Annotated in this window: 15 protein-coding genes; 10 read left to right on the plus strand and 5 right to left on the minus strand. The window is 65.6% G+C overall.

The genetic code is table 11. From position 1 onward, the window contains the following. Positions 1 to 24: 24 nt before the first annotated feature. On the minus strand, positions 25 to 1,599 hold the full coding sequence (locus ACQ6S1_RS11415; RefSeq protein ID WP_445041345.1) for an ABC transporter substrate-binding protein: 1,575 nt from the start codon (positions 1,597 to 1,599) through the stop codon (positions 25 to 27). A gap of 240 nt (positions 1,600 to 1,839) precedes the next feature. Here ACQ6S1_RS11415 and ACQ6S1_RS11420 point away from each other — a divergent pair, with 240 nt between their 5' ends. Both ACQ6S1_RS11420 and ACQ6S1_RS11425 read left to right on the plus strand, forming a co-directional pair. Next, the gene (locus tag ACQ6S1_RS11420; RefSeq protein WP_445041346.1) at positions 1,840 to 3,489 is read left to right on the plus strand and encodes an ABC transporter substrate-binding protein; all 1,650 of its coding nucleotides are present in this window, start codon (positions 1,840 to 1,842) and stop codon (positions 3,487 to 3,489) included. A gap of 68 nt (positions 3,490 to 3,557) precedes the next feature. Next, positions 3,558 to 4,784, plus strand: a complete 1,227-nt coding sequence (locus ACQ6S1_RS11425) for an acyl-CoA dehydrogenase family protein (protein WP_445041347.1) — start codon at positions 3,558 to 3,560, stop codon at positions 4,782 to 4,784. A gap of 26 nt (positions 4,785 to 4,810) precedes the next feature. On the opposite strand, the gene ACQ6S1_RS11430 is transcribed toward ACQ6S1_RS11425, so the two are convergent. The 3 genes from ACQ6S1_RS11430 to ACQ6S1_RS11440 all read right to left on the minus strand — a co-directional run bounded on the left by ACQ6S1_RS11430 (position 4,811) and on the right by ACQ6S1_RS11440 (position 7,352). After that, positions 4,811 to 5,263: an NfeD family protein gene (locus ACQ6S1_RS11430; RefSeq protein WP_445041348.1), complete on the minus strand. Its 453-nt coding sequence runs from the start codon at positions 5,261 to 5,263 to the stop codon at positions 4,811 to 4,813. Positions 5,264 to 5,267: 4 nt separating this feature from the next. Then, entirely contained in the window at positions 5,268 to 6,248 is a 981-nt protein-coding gene (locus ACQ6S1_RS11435; RefSeq protein WP_445042005.1) for an SPFH domain-containing protein, read from the minus strand. A gap of 162 nt (positions 6,249 to 6,410) precedes the next feature. After that, positions 6,411 to 7,352 (minus strand): LysR family transcriptional regulator, encoded by a 942-nt coding sequence (locus tag ACQ6S1_RS11440; protein WP_445041349.1) that lies wholly within the window; start codon positions 7,350 to 7,352, stop codon positions 6,411 to 6,413. A gap of 98 nt (positions 7,353 to 7,450) precedes the next feature. Here ACQ6S1_RS11440 and ACQ6S1_RS11445 point away from each other — a divergent pair, with 98 nt between their 5' ends. Both ACQ6S1_RS11445 and ACQ6S1_RS11450 read left to right on the plus strand, forming a co-directional pair. Further along, positions 7,451 to 9,487 carry a hydantoinase/oxoprolinase family protein gene (locus ACQ6S1_RS11445; RefSeq protein WP_445041350.1) on the plus strand — a complete coding sequence of 679 codons (2,037 nt, stop codon included), beginning with the start codon at positions 7,451 to 7,453 and terminating at the stop codon, positions 9,485 to 9,487. Beyond that, the gene (locus tag ACQ6S1_RS11450) at positions 9,487 to 11,160 is read left to right on the plus strand and encodes a hydantoinase B/oxoprolinase family protein (RefSeq protein ID WP_445041351.1); all 1,674 of its coding nucleotides are present in this window, start codon (positions 9,487 to 9,489) and stop codon (positions 11,158 to 11,160) included. The genes ACQ6S1_RS11445 and ACQ6S1_RS11450 overlap by 1 nt, the downstream gene beginning before the upstream one ends. Here ACQ6S1_RS11450 and ACQ6S1_RS11455 read toward each other — a convergent pair. Then, on the minus strand, positions 11,142 to 11,900 hold the full coding sequence (locus ACQ6S1_RS11455) for a GntR family transcriptional regulator (protein WP_445041352.1): 759 nt from the start codon (positions 11,898 to 11,900) through the stop codon (positions 11,142 to 11,144). The genes ACQ6S1_RS11450 and ACQ6S1_RS11455 overlap by 19 nt on opposite strands. A gap of 124 nt (positions 11,901 to 12,024) precedes the next feature. Here ACQ6S1_RS11455 and ACQ6S1_RS11460 point away from each other — a divergent pair, with 124 nt between their 5' ends. From ACQ6S1_RS11460 to ACQ6S1_RS11485, 6 genes are read left to right on the plus strand one after another with little or no spacing between them, the layout of a single operon-like run. After that, the gene (locus ACQ6S1_RS11460; protein WP_445041353.1) at positions 12,025 to 12,825 is read left to right on the plus strand and encodes an ABC transporter permease; all 801 of its coding nucleotides are present in this window, start codon (positions 12,025 to 12,027) and stop codon (positions 12,823 to 12,825) included. A 2-nt stretch (positions 12,826 to 12,827) separates the two neighbouring features. Beyond that, complete coding sequence (locus tag ACQ6S1_RS11465) at positions 12,828 to 13,583, plus strand: ABC transporter permease (protein ID WP_445042006.1); 756 nt, start codon at positions 12,828 to 12,830, stop codon at positions 13,581 to 13,583. A gap of 48 nt (positions 13,584 to 13,631) precedes the next feature. Continuing rightward, positions 13,632 to 14,663: an ABC transporter substrate-binding protein gene (locus ACQ6S1_RS11470; RefSeq protein WP_445041354.1), complete on the plus strand. Its 1,032-nt coding sequence runs from the start codon at positions 13,632 to 13,634 to the stop codon at positions 14,661 to 14,663. A 2-nt stretch (positions 14,664 to 14,665) separates the two neighbouring features. After that, positions 14,666 to 15,421, plus strand: a complete 756-nt coding sequence (locus tag ACQ6S1_RS11475; RefSeq protein ID WP_445041355.1) for an ABC transporter ATP-binding protein — start codon at positions 14,666 to 14,668, stop codon at positions 15,419 to 15,421. Between the two features lie 2 nt (positions 15,422 to 15,423). Beyond that, positions 15,424 to 16,836, plus strand: coding sequence for an MmgE/PrpD family protein (locus ACQ6S1_RS11480; RefSeq protein WP_445041356.1), 1,413 nt, complete (start codon positions 15,424 to 15,426; stop codon positions 16,834 to 16,836). Continuing rightward, the gene (locus ACQ6S1_RS11485; RefSeq protein ID WP_445041357.1) at positions 16,833 to 17,933 is read left to right on the plus strand and encodes an alanine racemase; all 1,101 of its coding nucleotides are present in this window, start codon (positions 16,833 to 16,835) and stop codon (positions 17,931 to 17,933) included. The genes ACQ6S1_RS11480 and ACQ6S1_RS11485 overlap by 4 nt, the downstream gene beginning before the upstream one ends. The last annotated feature ends 19 nt before the right edge of the window (positions 17,934 to 17,952 follow it).

Here is a 17,952-nt window from a genome sequence, read left to right on the forward strand (position 1 = left end):
GGCAGGCGTCGGGAAGGGCCGGGTTCATTCGGGCGCCAGCCATGCGCCGGAGAGCGCGGCGAGGGCGGCGTCCGGAGCCGTCGAAAGGCCGTGGAGACGCTTGTTGTAGACCGTGAAGTGCCGCATCTCGCTGAGAGGCAGGAGCGGCAAATCGGTCATCGCGATCGTCTGCAGGCGGTCGAACAGCGCCTTGCGCTTGGCGGCATCGGGCTCGATCTGGAGCGATTGGATCACGGAATCCGCCTCCGGATTTTCGTATCCGGAATTGTTCGAGGAGGGCACGCCAGGTTTGCGATTGGTCGACAGAAGAAGACGGGGCAGGCCCATCTCCGGGTCCATCATCACGGCGATGGTGTTGCTGTCGATGTCATAATCGTAATCGGTGTAGACCCGCTTGGTCCAGGTCGGGTAATCCTGACCACGCAGCACAAGATCGATGCCGACCTTCTTCAGATTGTCGCGGATGTACTCGCCGGCGATCTTGTAGGTTTCGCCGAACGGCAAGTAATCATGCGTGATCTGGAAGCGGACGCCATTTGCTGCCCGGGGGTAGCCGGCCTCGTCGAGAAGTTTCTCGGCCTGCGCCGGATCGAAGGCGTACGAGACGGTCTCCGTGTTGTGGAAGCGCGTGAGCTGCGACGGGATCGGGCTGATGGCCGGCTTGCCGAGGCCGTACCAGACGGTGTCGATCAGGCCCTGCCGGTTGATGGCATGGGCGATGGCGCGGCGCACGCCCAGTTCCTTCAGCGGCCCCCGGTTCAGGTTGAAGTCGAGAAGGAAGACGTGGGACTGAAACGCATAGCCCTTGGTGGCGACGGCGAGCGATGGGTCGTCCTTGAGCCGATCCACGTCCGACAGCGGAACGGCGCTGAACGGGGCGTACTGGACCTCGCCGGTCTCAAGCGCGGCGGCGCGTGACGCGGCGTCGGGAATGACCCGGAAGATGATCCGGTCGAGATAGGGCTTCCCGGCATCCCAGTAATTCGGATTGCGCTCCAGGGTGACGTATTGCCCCTTCTTCCATTCCTTGAAGATGTAGGGGCCGGTTCCCACGGGGTTGTTGTTGCGCGGGTTCTGCAGGATCTCGGTGTTCTCATAGAGATGCTTGGGGAGAACCTGCGATTCCGCCGCGTTCAATGCGCTGAGGATCACAGGCGCCGGAGCCTTTAGCCGGAAGATGGCCGTGTGGTCGTCGGGCGTCTCCACGTCTTCGAGCGATGCGAACGTGACCCGTCCGCGCGCATGGACCTTCTTCCAGAGCTCCAGTGCGCTGAAGCGCACATCGGCCGAGGTAAAATTCGCACCGTCGTGCCATTTCACGCCCTGCCGCAGGTGGAACGTGATCGACTTGCCGTCGGGCGCTACCTCCCAGCGCTCCGCGAGGGCCGGCTGCGGGGCCATGGCGTCGTCGTAGCGAAGCAGGCCGTCATAGACGTTCGCGCTGACCGAGCCATTGGCGTAATTGTTGTTCACCACGCTGTTGAGCGATGTCGGCTCCGGCTGGATGACAGTGATCAGGGTGCCGCCCCGGACAGGTTCCGACGCTGATGCGATGCCGGTGCTGAAGGCGAGTCCGAGGCCGCAGGCCAGCAGACCCATCTTCTGCGCAGCTGCGGAAATCGTTGATCGGCGAAACTTTAGCACCACGCGAACCGCCCCAATCGGTAAATAAAACAAAATAAGTGTGTGGTTTAATATTGAACACAGTGATTAAGCGGATATCTCCATAAACCCTATTGAGTCAATCGACATATTGGATAATTGTACGCGGCAAGCTGAGACATTTCAGTCGCAGCTGGTCTGCGCTCCCTTGGAAGCGCACTTCCCCTGAGGTCGAACATGCGCTTCCATCCCCTGCGTCCGGCTGGGTCCGGCCCATCCATCAATCGGCGTGATATGCTGCTGAGCAGCGCTGCGTTTTCGGTGGCCGCCTTGTTCGCAAAGGGGAACGGCGCGCTGGCGCAGGAGGCCGTGCCGGTCCGGGGCGGGACGCTGATCGCGGCGATCGAGCCGCAGCCCTCGGTGCTGACCACCGTGTTCAACAACCAATACGCAAACGCGGTTCTTTCGGTGAACCTGTATGACGGCCTCGTCCGCTACGACGACGATCTGCGGCCACAGCCGAGCCTTGCCGAGAGTTGGGAGGTGGCGCCCGACGGGCTCTCGATCACCTTCAAGCTGCGCCCGGGCGTGCGCTGGCACGACGGTGTCGACTTCACCTCGGAGGACGTGAAGTTCAGCGCGCTGGAGGCGTGGAAGAAGACACACACGCGCGGCCGCCTCACCTTCGTGGCGCTGACCGATGTCGAGACGCCGGACAAACTGACGGCCATCTTCCGGCTGTCAGCGCCGTCGCTGGTGATCCTGAATGCGCTGAACTCGGCCGAATCCCAGATCATTCCCAAGCACATCTACGAGGGAAGCCAGATCCAGACCAATCCGGCGAACGTCAAGCCGATCGGCACCGGCCCGTTCCGCTTCAAGGAATGGAAGAAGGGCCAGTACATCGAGCTGGAGCGGAACCCGGATTATTGGGACGCCGGCAAGCCCTATCTCGACCGCGTCATCTTCAAGGTCATACCGGATACGGCCAGCCGCGCCGCCGCGCTTGAGACCGGCGAGCTTCTCTACGCACCCTACGATGCCGTGCCATTGGGCGATGTCGCCCGGCTGAAGGAGGATCCGAGCCTTGGCTTCGAGAGCCGTGGCTACGATTATCACTCGCAATTCTATCTGCTGGACAGCAATCTGCGCCATCCGATCCTGAGCAAGCCGCAGGTGCGCAAGGCGATCGCCCATGCCATCGACAAACACGCGCTCATCGACACCGTCTGGTACGGCCTGGGCAAGCCATCGACCGGGCCCATCCCGTCCAGCGTGAAGACCTATTACACCCCGGATGTGGAGCGTTACGATTTCGATCCGAAGCGGGCCGAAAGCCTGCTCGACGAAGCCGGTTATCCGCGCGGAGCCGGCGGAAGCCGCTTCGCCATCAATCTTGACTTCACCTCTGTCGGGGATGTCACCGCGAACTCGGCCGAATATATCCGCCAGAGCCTCAAGAGAATCGGCATCGACGTCACTCTGAACAATCTCGATGATCCGTCGTATCTGAAGAAGGTCTACAAGGACTACGATTTCGATCTCAATCTTCTGCAGATCTCGCCGTTGGCGGATCCACAGATGGGATTGTTCCGGCTGTACTGGACCAAGGCTCAGGCGCCGGGCGTGCCCTATGTGAATGCCTCGGGATATTCGAGCCCGCGCACCGACGCCATCATCGAGGCCATCCGCATCGAGGCCAATCCGGAGAAGCGCGTGGCGCTGTTCCACGATCTCCAGCGTGTGGCGATGGACGACCTGCCGCTGCTGCCGCTTTTCGAGATGCAGCACTTCACCTTCTTCAACAAGAAGGTGCGCGGCCTGAACACGGCGCCGGACGGCGTCTTGTCATCCCTGAAGACCGTCTGGATCGACCCATCGGCCTGACGGAGAGCCTCTGAAATCCGGGATTTCTGGCTCCTGTGCCGGCCCATGCGCGTGAAGGGAATTTCCACATGTCGACGTCATCGGCCCTGCTTGCCGAACAGGTTGTCTCGCACACGGCAGCGGAGCTCGTGTCCTTGTCGGAGAATATCGGCCGGGAGCTTGCGGCAGGTGCCGCACGCCGCGATGCCGAACGCCTGCTGCCGTTCGACGAGATCAGGCGGCTCGCGGAGAGTGGTGTCCTGTCGGCCCGGATCCCGGCGGCTTATGGCGGCGCTGGCGGCAGCGTGCTGGATTACACCCGCATTCTTCTGAACCTCGCCAAGGGCGACCCCAACATCGCGCAGGCGGCTGCGCCGCAATTCACCAATATCGAGAAGATCCGGATCTACGGAAGCGAGGCGCAGAAAAGAAAGTACTTCGGGCTCGCGCTCGGCGGGCGGGTTCTGACGGGCAATGCTGCGGCGGAGCGCGGCGGCACGACAATCGGGCACATGACCACGCTCGTGACACGAGACGGGGCGGGTTATCGGCTCAATGGCCGAAAATTCTACGCGACGGGCAGCCTCTTCGCCGAATTTACCCTGGTCACCGCCCATCTCGAAGGCGGTCGGCGAGCGGCCGTGATCGTCCCGACCGACCGTGCGGGCGTGACCCTCTTGGACGATTGGGACGGGATGGGGCAGCGGGCGACCGCCAGCGGCACGGCGATCTTCGAGAATGTGCAGCTGGCGGAAGACGAGGTGCTGCCCATTCTGGAATATGGCCGCAGGCGAACCTATGAGGGCGCCTTCGCCCAGCTCCTGCACTGCGCGGTCGACACGGGCATCGCTCTGGCGGCCGTGGACGATGCCGTGGCCTTCGGCCGCTCAGGCGTGCGTCCATTGCCGGAAGCGGGTGTCGAGACAGGCGCGAACGACCCCTATGTCCTGCACAATGTGGGCGAGATGGTGATCGCCGCACACAGCGCCTTGGCGATGGTGGAACGCGGTGCCGCGTTGCTCGACGAAGGGGTAGCGGCGTTCCATGCAAATGGAAAAGACGCCGACCGGCTGCTGGCGGAGGCCTCCATCGCGGTGGCGGAGGCGAAGTTCCTCTCCAGCGAGGTGTCGATCAAGGTCTCCGAGATGATCTACCGGATCGGCGGGGCCTCGGCGACGTCGCGCGCGCTGAACCTCGATCGCCATTGGCGCAACGCCCGCACCCACACCACGCATGATCCCGTCGCCTACAAAGCGCGGGCGGTGGGCAATTTCTACCTTAACGGCGAGTTGCCGCCGGTCAACACCAAGATCTGAAGCGCCTGAATCTCGAATATCTCGCGTCAGGGTGCTGGATGCTCCGCCGCGCGCACATCCAGGACGCTTGCTTTCGCGCCGACGATTTCGACCTGCGTGCCGGCGGGAAGGTCCGGGCCGGCCACGCTCCACCACCCGTCTTCGATCGACACGCGGCCGCGTCCGTTGACGATGGCTTCGCTGAGGGTGGCGGTGCGCCCGATCAGGCGATCGGTGCGCTTGTTGAGCAGGTCGGCCCCGGCGCTGTCGCTTCGCTGTCCGTACCAGCGTTGACCGAGAAGGGCGGCAACGGTCGACACCACGATGAAGCCGAGCACTTCGCCCTGCCAGCCAAGCGCGGGGAACAGCAGGCTGTTGATGCCGATGACCAGCGCGCCGATGCCGAAGAACAGCAGGTAGACACCGGGCAGGACCAACTCCAGCCCGAGCAGAAGCAGCCCGAGAATCCACCATCCGTAGGTGGTCAGAAACTCCATCATCGCGTCAGCCGCGCTCGCCCACGGACGGGACGCTTACCCCCCGGCGCCGGACATTGTCCGAAGACGGAGCGGTTCCGGGAGTGGGTGCTTCGGGAAAGCTGGCGCGGGCGATCTCGGCGATGCCGCCGATCGCGCCGATCAGCGAGGAGGCTTCCAGCGGCATCATCACGACGCGCTGGTTGGGCGCGGACGCGATCTTGGACAGCGCCTCGGTGTATTTCTGGGCGACGAAATAATTGATGGCCTGCACGTCGCCGGCCGCGATCGCCTCGGACACCATGCGGGTCGCGTTGGCTTCCGCCTCCGCGAGACGCTCGCGCGCTTCGGCTTCACGATAGGCGGCTTCGCGCTTGCCTTCGGCTTCGAGGATCTGAGACTGCTTTTCGCCCTCGGCCCGCAGGATCTTGGCGGCCCGCGCGCCCTCGGCTTCCAGGATCTCGGCACGCTTTTCGCGTTCCGCCATCATCTGGCGACCCATGGATTCCACCAGATTGGCGGGCGGGTTGATGTCCTTGATCTCGATGCGGGTGATCTTGATGCCCCACGAATGCGCGGCCTGATCGACGACGCGCAGGATGCGCTCGGAGATCGCGTCACGGTTGGAGAGAAGATCGTCGAGATCCATGGAGCCCATGACCGAGCGCAGATTGGTCATGACCAGGTTCAGGATGGCGTTCTTGAGGCCCGACACCTCGTAGGCGGCTGCGGCGGCGTCGAGGATCTGGTAGAAGGCGACGCCGTCGGCGGCCACGGAGGCGTTGTCGCGGGTGATGACCTCCTGCGTCGGAACGTCCAGCACCTGCTCCATCATGTTCATCTTGTGGCCGATGCGCTCCACGAACGGCACGATGAGGTTCAGCCCGGGCTTCAGCGTGCGCGTGTAGCGGCCGAAATTCTCGACCGTCCAATTGTAGCCCTGGGGCACGATCTTGATCGCCGAGAAGAGATAGAGGACGGCAAGAACGGCCAGAATGACGATGATCATGCCGAAGCCTGACAGGCCGAACGTATCCATAGATTGGTCCTCTCCACTTCCCAGCTTGCGGGCGCTGGTCCAAGCCAAGGCTTCTCGTACACCAGAAGCGGATATCAGCCCACCGATACAGGCCGATCACACCCGCGATATGTCGGCCGGCGCCCGATGGGGTTAACGCACGCTGGGCGAGCTGTTCATCGCCGCCCGGAGCTTCCGCATCTCGGCACGCAGCAGCCGCTCGAAGGCGAGCGAGGCGCGGCTCATTCCGAGACCCTGGCCGACATTGCGGTTCGCCAGAAGCTGGAGGGAGCCCGCTTCGAGCATCGGGTGCTTGATCGGGAGGACGGCAACGCTTTGGCCCGCTCCCGGAATGTGCCCCGAGGCTTCCGCGAGAATGGCGATGGCGTCGGTGTTTTCGAGGATGGAGAGGCGCAGGACGGCGGAATCGCTTTCAAGCAGGACCGAGCCGAAATGGCAGTCTTCCCGGCGTGCCGCCTCGTCGATCAGCACCCGGGATGGCGACCCCGCGGGAGGAAGCACGATGGGCCAGTTCGTCAGGTCCTGGATTTCGATGGCCGTTTTATCGCCGATCGGGTGGCCGTTCCGGACCAGCGCGACGAGCGGCATGTGTATGTGAGCGCGAACGGAGATGTCCGGATTGACCGGTGCGTTGTAGGCGAGGGCGAGGTCGGCAATGCCTTCTGCGAGCAGTGACAGGACCTGCCTGGTATTGCCCACGCGCACGTCGAACGAAACGCCCGGATATTGCGCGTGAAAGCCGGTGATGCAGTGCGGAAGCATGATGGCCGCCACCGGCTCGATGGCTGCGATAGAGATGCGGCCGGTTTGCAGCCCGTTCAGCGCCCGGATGTCCTCGCCGACGCTTTCGAACTGATCGAGGGCCATGCGTGCGCGGCGGGCGGCGATCAGGCCGGCTTCCGTAGGCCGCACCCCGCGCGGCAGGCGCAGGAGCAGCGGCGCCCCAACCTCACGTTCGAGCCCGGCGATCTGACGGGTGAGAGCGGACTGCGCAATATGGAGATTGTCTGCCGCCCGGCGGATGGAGCCGGCTTCGATGATGCTGAGGAAGTTGCGCCAAACCACAATGTCCATGCTCGCAGTCTAGTGATGCCGTTTGAGCATCGCAATCGCATCACTCATGACATTGCTCGATCATGAAGGATGGCCTCTCCTGCCTTTGAGGAGAGATCATGATCATCGGCATCGACGTTGGGGGCACGTTCACGGATCTTGTGGCAAGCGGCGGGCGTGACGGCATCGAATTCGTCAAGATGCCCTCCACGCCGGACGATCCGGCGCGCGCGGTGCTCGATGCGCTGGATGTGCTGGCGGAGCGGCAGGGGCGGCACCTCCCGGACCTGCTGGCCGAGATCGAAGTGTTCATTCATGGCACGACGGTTGCCACCAACACCCTCGTTCAGCGCAAGGGCGCCAAGCTCGGCCTGATCACGACGCGCGGTTTTCGCGATCTCTTGGAAATGCGCGAAGGCGCGCGCGATCGCCGCTACACCCTGCGCCGCGCCGAGCCGGAACCCCTCGTGCCCCGGCCGCTGCGGCTGGAAGTGGCCGAGCGCCTGCGGGCTGACGGCGAAGTCGAACGGCCGCTCGATGCCGAGGAGCTGGATGCGGCCATTGCCGCGCTGCGGGGGGAGGGTGTCGAAGGCGTCGCCGTCTGTTTCCTGCACGCCCACCGCAACAGCGCGCATGAGGACGCCGTGCGCGCGGCGATCCATGATGCCGGCTGGGATGCCTATGTCTCGCTGGGCCACGATCTGCTGGGCCAGCAGGGCGAATATGATCGGCTCTCGACCGCCGTGGTCAACGCTTACATTGGCCCCGGTCTGCAGGCTTATCTGGGCCGGCTTTCGAATAATCTTCGCGACCGCGGCATCGCCGTTCCGGTGTTCGTCATGCAATCGACGGGCGGCGTGCTGCCGGTCGAGGCGGCTGGACGGCGCGCGGTCGGTGCCGTCACGAGCGGACCCGCGGGCGGCGCCATGGCCGGAGCGCTGTTCGCGCGCGAGCTCGGCATCGAGCGGCTCGTGACCTACGACACTGGCGGCACCACCACCGATATCGCCCTCATCGAGAACGGCGTGCCGGTGGAACGCCAGCGCACCGACCATGAGGATCTGCGGATCGCGGTTCCGGGGATCGACGTGAACCCGCTGGGGATCGGCGGCGGCAGCCTTGCTCGGGTGGACGCCTCGGGCATCCTGACCATCGGGCCGGAAAGCGCGGGCGCCGTGCCGGGCGCGGCGTGTTTCCTGCGCGGCGGCACGCGCGCCACGCTGACGGATGCCAATCTCGTCCTCGGCCTGATCGATCCCGACAATTTCCTCGGCGGCCGCATGCGCCTCTCGGTGGACGCCGCGCGCACCGCCATCGAGACCGATATCGCGCGGCCGCTCGGCATAAGCGTGGAGGAGGCCGCCTGGGCGCTTCATGTGCTGGCGTCGTCGCGCATTGCCGAAGGCGTGAGGCTGGCCACCGTGCGGCGCGGCAAGGACCCGCGCGATTTCGCCCTGATGTCCTTCGGTGGAGCCGGCGGCCTGCATGCGGACGAGGTGGCCGTGGATCTCGAGATCCCCCGCGTCGTCATCCCGCAGATGGCCTCGGTCCTGTCCGCCCTCGGCTTCCTCGCGGCCGATATCCGCCAGGACCGCGAAGGCGTGGTCAATCGTGCGATCCGCGACCTCGATGCGGCCGGGATCGAAGCCATTTTCGCGGCGCTCGAAGCGGATGCGCGCGCGCAGCTGGCGGCGACGGGTGTCGGCACCGGCGATATTCGCGTGGTGCGGCAGATGGATTGCCGCTACGGTCGGCAGGTTCATGGCATCCCCGTGGTGCTGGGCGAGGATTACGATCCATCCTCGATCGAGGCGGCCTTCACGGACCGCTACCGCGAACTCTATGGCCACGCGCATGAAGACGAGCCGGCCATGATCGAGACCTGTCGGGTCTCGGTGCTCGGAACGCTTCCGAAAATCAGCCTGCCGAACCAGACGGAGCAGAAGGCGGATGCGCAGGCTGCGCGGAGCGGCACGCGCACGCTCTATCTCGGCCGCCCGGTCGAGGCCGGCATCTACCGGTTCGAGGCGCTCGCTCCCGGAATGTCGGTCGCCGGCCCGGCGATCATCGAATCCACCTCGACCACGATCCTCGTCGGCGAAGGCCGGCAGGCCCGCCTCGACCGCACCGGCAGCCTCGATCTCGGAGCCCTGTGATGCCGATCCTGAGTCCGCTTGCGCTCGCCATCATCCGCCACAAGCTGCGCGCCGTGGCCGAGGAGATGGTCGAGGTGATGACCCACACCTGCTTCTCGCCGATCCTCAACCAGAACCAGGATTTCTCGGCCGTCATTCTGGACACCGAGTTCCGTACGGTGTCGCAGGCCGAGCGCGTGCCGATCCATATGGGAGCGATGCCGCTCGCCGTGCGGCTGATGGCCGAGGCTTTCGAGGATCTCGCGCCCGGCGACGTGTTGATGGCGAACGATCCCTATTGGGGCGGCAGCCATCTGCCGGACGTCACCCTGGCGATGCCTTTCTTCCATGAGCAGGAGATCCGTTTCTGGGTCGCGATCCGGGCGCATCAGGGCGATATCGGCGGCCTTTCGGCGGGCGGTTACAGCGCCGCGGCGCGTGAGGTGTGGCACGAGGGCCTGCGCATCCCGCCGGTGCGGCTCGTGGAGGGCGGGGAACTGCGCCGCGACATGCTGCGGCTCGTGGCGGAGAACACCCGGCGTCCGGGCGACATCATCGGCGATCTGATGGCGCAATTGGCGGCGGTCCGCACCGGCGCGCGCCGTCTGGAAGATCTGTTCCGCCGCTACCAGCGCGATGAGATCGCGCTTGCGGTCGCAGCCATCCTCGACGGCGGCGAGGGCCTGATGCGGGCCCTGCTGCGAGGCTGTGCCAAAGGCGTGCACAACGGCCTCAGCCATATGGAATTCGCGGGCGTGGAAGGCGGCCTTTTGCCCATCCCCGTGTCCGTCCGCATCGCCGACGGGCAGGCGGAGGTGGATCTCACCGCCGCGCCGGACCAGGTGCAGGCCTTCATCAACAGCTCCGAGGCCAACACCCGTGCCGCCGTGCTGGTGGCCTTCCTCTATTTCATGGGCGACGAGGAAGGATTGAACGACGGCAGCGCGCGCGCCATCCACATCCGCACCCGAAAGGGCAGCCTGCTCGACCCCCGGCTTCCGGCGCCTGTGGGCGCGTGCACCTCATCGACCGCGTGTGCGGTGATCGAGGCGGTTCTCGACGCGCTGAGCGGAGCTGATCCCGGCCGCGCCATCGGCGGTTTCGCGCGTCGCTTCCGCTTTGCGCTGTCCGGCGGTGCGGCCGACGGCTCCACCTTCATCTGGCATTATTTCTTCAACAAGGGCGGCACCGGCGGCAATCGGGAGCATGACGGCTGGAGCAATATCGGCGGCCTGCACAATCCCGGCGGCACGGCCTCACCCAGTATCGAGCAGACGGAAAGCTCCTATCCGCTCACGGTCGAGGAATATGCCTTGATGCCGGATACGGGCGGGCCGGGCCGGCGGCGCGGCGGCCTCGGAGGACGCCTCGTCCTGCGCTATGGCGGTGCAGGACCCGCTTTGCTCAATGCGTCGGGCGAGGGTGTCGAAGTGGCGCCCTATGGCGTGGAAGGCGGCCTCGCCGGGCCGGGCCATGATTACAGCGTGGAAATGGCCGATGGCGAACGCCGCCCGCTCGGCGTCCATGACAGCGCGGTGCGGATCGAGCCCGGCAGCCGCATCATCTGCCGTTCGGCCGGCGGCGGCGGCTATGGCGACCCCCGGTCCCGCGCGGAGAATCTGATCCGCCGCGACATCGCTTTCGGCTATGTCAGCGAGGAAAGCGCACGCACAATCTACGGTTTGGAAGCCTGATGCGGCGACCCTTCGTCATCAAGCGATTGCTGGACGAGGTAATCGATACTGAAGTCTTCGCGGTAGAACGATTCGCCGCAGACCAGCGGCCGCCGGTCCATGCTGAAAAGCACATATTCGCGGATCAGTACGGGGCTGCCGGCCTTCACATCGAGATGGGACGCGATGGCCTGACTGGCCAGGCCCGCGCGGATCTTTCCCTCGACCCGGTGAACGGGCAGCCGGAAATGCTCGTGCAGGATGCGGTGGATGGACTGCGAGTGCAGCATGTCGAGCGTGATGTGGCGGCCGAGCTCGGCCGGGATCACGCGGCACTCCACGCTGAAATTCTTGCCGCTGACGATGCGCAGGCGGTCGAGCGCGTAGATGTGGCTTTCCCCGTCGAGATGCAGGTCGTCGCGCTCCTCGGCGCTGGCGGCGCGCTCGTCGAAGTTCAGGAGCTTGTAGGTGATCTCCGCACCCTTGGCGGCGAGTTGCTCCTCGAAGGAATGGACGCGCGACGTTTCGAGCGGGGCGCTCAGGGACGTGGCGGCGACGAAGGTGCCGCTGCCGGGCCGCCGGAGCACCACGCCCTCGAAGACGAGCTGCTGAAGCGCCCGCGACACGGTCGCTCGCGTGGTGTTGAAGCTGCGCGCCAGTTCCGGCTCGGACGGCATGCGGTCTCCCTCACGCAGGCGCCCGGAGGCGATCTCGTCGCGCAGATGCCGTTCGATGCGCGCGTAGAGGGGAATGAAATCCACGTGAGACAATTTTCAGCGCTCGCGTTGAAAAGCTGCATAGTCAACTAGACAGCTATCAATTCTTGCCGCAAGATGACAGCGAAATAACACGGATCGACAATGATCCATCGGGTGGAGACAGGGGATGACGGACGCAGTCCAGCCCTCAGCGAAAGTGTCGAGGCGCCAAAAGGCGCAGCGATCCGATCTGCTGCTGTTTCTTGCGTCCATCGTCTTCGGCCTCGTCGTCTGGGAGCTGGTCGCGAAAGGCTATTCGAGCTTCGTGCTCTCCGGCCCGATCGAAGTCCTGGCCCGGCTCTGGCAACTGACGGTCAGCTGGGAGCTTCCGTCGGCCTTCGGCGGTGCCCTGCAGCACATGGTGGTGGGCTTCCTCATCGCCTGCGCGATCGCCTTCCCCATCGGCTTTCTGATGGGGCGCGTGCGTTTCATCAACGACCTTCTCGATCCGGTGGTGAACCTGATCTACGCCGTGCCCAGCGTGGCGTGGGCGCCGTTCATCATGATCTGGTTCGGCCTCTATTTCGAGGCGCGGGTCGCGCTTGTCGTGATGATGTGCACCTTCGACATGATCATCGTGGTGTCGACGGGGGCGCGCAATGCTGAGCAGCGGCTGCTGAATGTGGGGCGCTCCTTCGGCGCCAGCGCCTGGCAGCGCACTCGGCTGATTCTCCTTCCGGAAAGCCTGCCCTTCACCTTCACCGCGTTGCGCATCGGTGTCGTGCGCGCTGTCAATGCGATGATCACGGCCGAGCTGTTCCTCGCGGCGGTCAATCTCGGAAAGATCATGAAGCAGGCGGCGGTGCGCTTCGACAGCGCGGCCGTGCTGGGCGTTCTTGTTCTTCTCTGCGTCACCGGCCTCCTGCTGCAGGAGATCCTGCTCATCGCGGAGCGTCGCATCTGCACCTGGCGGCAGGAGAAGGCTTGACCATGCGCCGCCGTTCCACAGCCGTGAACCTGCTCGGCGTCTTCCTCGTCCTCGTCCTGTGGCAGGTTGCCGGCATGCAGTTCGGCGAGGCGCTGCTCGCCACACCGTTGCAGGTCGCGCCATCGGTCCTCTCCACGCTGTCCGATCCGGGTTTCTGGTCGTCCGTCTGGCTGATGATGTGGCAGATGCTGATCGGTTACGTGCTTGCCATGCTGGTCGGCGTGCCGCTGGGCATCGCCATGGGCCGCTCGCGCATCGTCTACAGCGTGGTGAAGCCCTGGGCGTCGATGTTCATCGTCATCTCGGCCGCCGCCATCGTGCCGCTGTTCATCATCCTGCTTGGGCGCGGCGTCGCGTTCTGCGTCTCGATCGTCTTCGTCGTCACCGTCTGGTACGTCGTCATCTCGATGACGGAGGCCGCGCGCAACGTGTCGCCGCGCCTGCTCAACGTCGCCCATTCCTTCGCCGCGAGCGATTTCCAGCGCTTTCGCTACGTGCTGCTGCCCGCGCTGCATCCCTTCGTGCTGATCGCCGCGCGCATCGGCTTCGTGCATGCGCTGCGCGCCATGGTGACGGCAGAGATGTTCATCAGCGCCGGCTATGGCGGCCTTATCAACAATGCCGGCCTCGATCTTTCGACGGCCAATCTCTTCGGGCTCATCGTCATCCTGATGGCGGTCAGCATCTCGGCGACCGGCGTGCTGCGCTGGATCGCCGGCCGATCGGCTCCCTGGTACGCGAGCCGCACCGCCCATTGAAGGCCCCCACGGATAACCACAGGAAAGGTGCAGGCCATGTTCGGAAAGATGAGCAGACGCGATGTGATGCGTACCGGGCTGGCCGGCATGGGCATGCTCGCACTCGGACCCGTTTCGGGCGCCTTTGCCCAGAGCGGGCGCGCGCTGAAGATCAACACCCTGGCCTCGGCCGCAGCGGTCAATGTGCCGATGCAGGCGGCGCTCCGCACCGAGCTGCCCCAGCTCGCGGGCTTCGCCGCGCCGGAAGTGCGGCCCACCGCCAAGATCCCGCAGATCGCGCAGGAAGTGATCGCCGGCTCGGCCGATCTCGGTGACGCGGATGTCGCCTCCACGCTGTCGGGCGCGGAAGCCGGCGCCGACCTCAAGATCATCGGCCTGTCCTACAGCAACACCTCGCAGGTGATCGTCGTCAACGCCGACAAGACGAAGAGCCTCAAGGATGTCGCCAAGGACGGCGGCACCATCGCCGTGAACAGCATCGGCGATTTCATGTACGTGATGCTGCTGGGCGTTCTGGCCAAGCGCGGCATCGACGCCTCCAGCGTCAACTTCATCGAGATGGGATCCTCGGGCGACCGCGCCCGCGCGCTGCTGGCCGGCCGCGTCGATGCGGTGCCGATGCATGTCGAGCAGGCGGCGGCGTTGGCCAAGCAGGGCAATTTCCAGGTCCTCGTGCGCCCCTGGGAGGAATACGACAATTGGTTTTCGGCGGTGATCATCGCCTCCGGCAAATGGCTCCAGGCCGACGAGAACAAGGCGGCGGCCGTGGCCGTGCTGAAGGCGACCCTGACCTCGTTCCGCAAGACTAATGAGGATTATGACTGGTACAAGGCGCGCGTCGCGGAATACGCCTCGTCGAAGGACCTGAAGGCGGCGGGCGATGATGTCCTGAAGCCCGTCTGGACGACGCTCACCACCGAGATCAAGGCGTTCCCCGGCGACATGGCCCCGCTGACGCCGGACGAGTTCGCCAAGGTGCTGCCGGTCTATCAGAAGGCCGGTGCGCTGAAGGGCACGGTGAAGCTCGACCAGGTGATCGACCGCACCTACCTCGAACAGGCCCTGAAAGAGATCGGCTGACGATGGCCCACCTTTCGGTATCGAACGTCTCGAAATCCTTCGGCCAAGTCCAGGTTCTCGTCGAGCAATCCATGGAAGTGGATGAGGGCGAGTTCGTCGCGCTCCTCGGCCCCTCGGGCTGCGGCAAGTCCACTCTGCTGCAGATCATCAACGGGCTGGTTCCAGCCGATACCGGCAAGATCGTGCTCGACGGACAGGACATCACCGGCAAGACCGGGACGGGCCGGGGCATGGTGTTCCAGGGGGCGGATCTGTTCCCCTGGCGCACGGCCATCGAGAACGTGGCGTTCGGGCTGGAGGTCATGGGCGTGCCCAAGGCCGAGCGGCTGGAGCGCGCCCGCAAATACCTGCAGATGGTCGGCCTCAAGGGATTCGAGAATTCCTGGCCGCACCAGCTGTCGGGCGGCATGCAGCAGCGCGTCGGCATCGCCCGCGCCTTCTGCATCCAGCCCAGCCTGCTCCTGATGGACGAGCCGTTCGGCGCGCTCGACGTGCAGACGCGCGACATCCTGCAGGACGAACTGGTCCGCATCTGGGAAGCCGAGCGCAAGATGGTGCTGTTCGTCACGCACGGCATCGAGGAAGCGCTCTACCTCGCCGACCGCATCCTCGTCTTCTCCAAGCGGCCCGCGCATGTGCTGCGCGAGATCCGGGTGCCGTTCGAGCGCCCGCGCCGCGAGGAGATGAAGCTCGCACCCGAATTCCTCGAACTGCGGCGCGAGATCTCCGAGCTCCTTCGGCACGACATCGAGACCTGACGATGACACAGACCGGAACCGAATTGCGGCCCTATGGCCGGGAGATCGCGGCTGCCATCTCCGCTCTGCGCTACGAGGATCTGCCCGAGGACGTGGCACGCATCGTCAAGCTGTTCACCGTGGACACCCTGGGCGTGATCGGCGGCGCGGCGCGGGCGCCCGGCATGCAGGAATTGCTGAGAGCGCTCACCGCCTGGGAAGATGGCGGCCGCGCCACCTTGCTTTTGAACGGCGCCCGGGTGAACCCCGCGACGGCGGCGCTCGCCAATGGCGCGGCAGCGCACAGCCTCGATTTCGACGACCAGCACGACCCGGCCCGTGTCCACGTGTTCTGCGTGGTGCTGCCGGCGGTGCTGGCCGCCATCGAGGGCGAGGAGCGCACGGTCAGCGGGCGCGAGGCGATCACCGCCATCGCCATCGGCGTGGAGCTGTTCTGCCGGCTGGGGCTCGCCTGCTACAATTCGCTGGGCAAGGGCTGGCACCCCACCACCGCGCTCGGCACCATTTCCGCGGCCGCCGCAGCCGCCAGCATTTACGGTTTGGACGAGGAAGAGACGCTGAACGCGCTCGCGCTCGCCTTCGTCCAGCTCTCGGGCACCACCCAGTTCATCGCCGACGGCGCGCTGGCAAAACGCGTGGGTCCGGGCTTCGCGGCCCGCTCCGGCGTGCTGGCGGCGCAGCTCGCCCGCAATGGCATCACCGGCCCCGCGCGCTTCCTCGAGGGGCAGGCCGGTCTGTTCAACCTGCATGAGCGCGGCGAGGTGCGGCCGGAAATCCTCGTCGATGGTCTGGGCCGGGACTGGCATGTCCGCGACCTCAGCATGAAGCCGTTTCCATGCTGCCGCTGCACGCACACCGCCATCCAGCTCGCTCTGGAACTGCGCGCGCAGGGTCTGTCCGCCGACGATGTTGCGGGCGGCACGATCGAGCTCGGCGAGGTCAATCGCAAGATCGTGGGCGCGAACTTCGACCGCGCGCACCCCACGCCGGTGGTCCACGCCCAGTTCAACGCGGCCTATGCCTTCGCGGCGGCCCTGCGCGATGGCGCGGTCACAATCCAGACCTTCCAGCCGGCCCGTATCCAGGCCGATGACGTGGCGTTCGCCTCCACGATCCGCACGATCGCCGCCGCCGATTATCCCGAAACGGCCATCGCGCCCGCGCGCGTCTCGATCACCACGAAGGATGGCCGCGAGCTGAAGCTCGAGCGTCTGACCATGAAGGGCGCGCCGGACGAGCCGATGAGCGAGGCGGAGGTATTCGCCAAGTTCCGCTCCTGCCTGGAATGGGGCTTCGGCGCAGAGCCTGACGGCATCGAAAGCCTGCAGGCCGCCGTGATGGACCTCGACGGTGTCGCGGATGCCCGCGAGCTGGTGCGCCTGTTCCGCGAAGCGGGCCGGGGCCGCGCGGCATGATCGCGGTGCAGCCCTTCGTCGGTGCCAGCACCGACGCGATCGACACGCCGGCCCTGCTGATCGATCTCGACGTGATGGCGCGCAATATCGGGCGCATCGCCAATGCCTGCCGGGCTGGTGGTGTCGATTGGCGGCCGCATTGCAAGGCGCACAAATCGCCCGACATCGCCCGCCTCCTGGTTCAGGCGGGAGCCATAGGCATCACCTGCGCCAAACTGTCCGAAGCGGAGATGCTGGTGGATGCCGGCATCGACGACATCCTTGTCGCCAACCAGATCGCCGGTCCGATCAAGATCGAGCGGTTGATGGGCCTGCGCCGCCGGGCGGACATCGCGGTGGCGGTCGACGGGCGCGACAACGTGATGGCGCTCGCCGCGGCGGCGGGCGTCGCGGGCCTCAGCCTCCGCGTCCTGATCGAGGTCGATACGGGCACGAAGCGCGCGGGCGTCGCGCCCGGCGAGGCGGTGCTCGATCTGGCGCGTTTCATCAAGAGCCATTCCTCGCTCGACCTCGCCGGCGTGATGACCTGGGAAGGCCACACGACGCGCATCGAGGATCCCGACGAAAAGCGGGCGGCCATCGAAGGCGCCGTCGGCCAGCTCGTCGCCAGCGCGGAGCTTTGCCGCTCCGAGGGAATACCCATCCGCATCGTCAGCTGTGGCGGAACCGGCACCTTCGAAGTCTCGCCGGGCATCCCCGGCGTCACCGAGATTCAGGCCGGCGGCGGTATCTTCGGCGATGTCCGCTACCGCACGCTCTATCATGTGCCGGTCGAATACGGGCTGACCGTGCTCTCCACGGTGACGAGCCGCCCGACCCCGACCCGCATCATCACCGATGCCGGCAAGAAGAGCATGAGCACCGATTCCGGGCTGCCCCTGCCTCTGGTCGACAATTTGGCCAGTGCCGCTTTCTCCGCCGAGCACGCCAAGATCGAACTCACCGCGCCCTCGGAGACGCCGCGCGTCGGCGAGCGCATCCGCTTCGTCGTCGGCTATGCCGACACCAGTGTTCACCTCCACAGCGAGCTTTACGCCCTGCGTGGTGACCGCATCGCCGCGGTGTGGCCGATCCCGGCCGCCGCGCGTCTGCGCTAGCCCCGGCACCCGCTTCAGG

It is taken from the genome of Terrihabitans aquatilis, assembly GCF_052542005.1.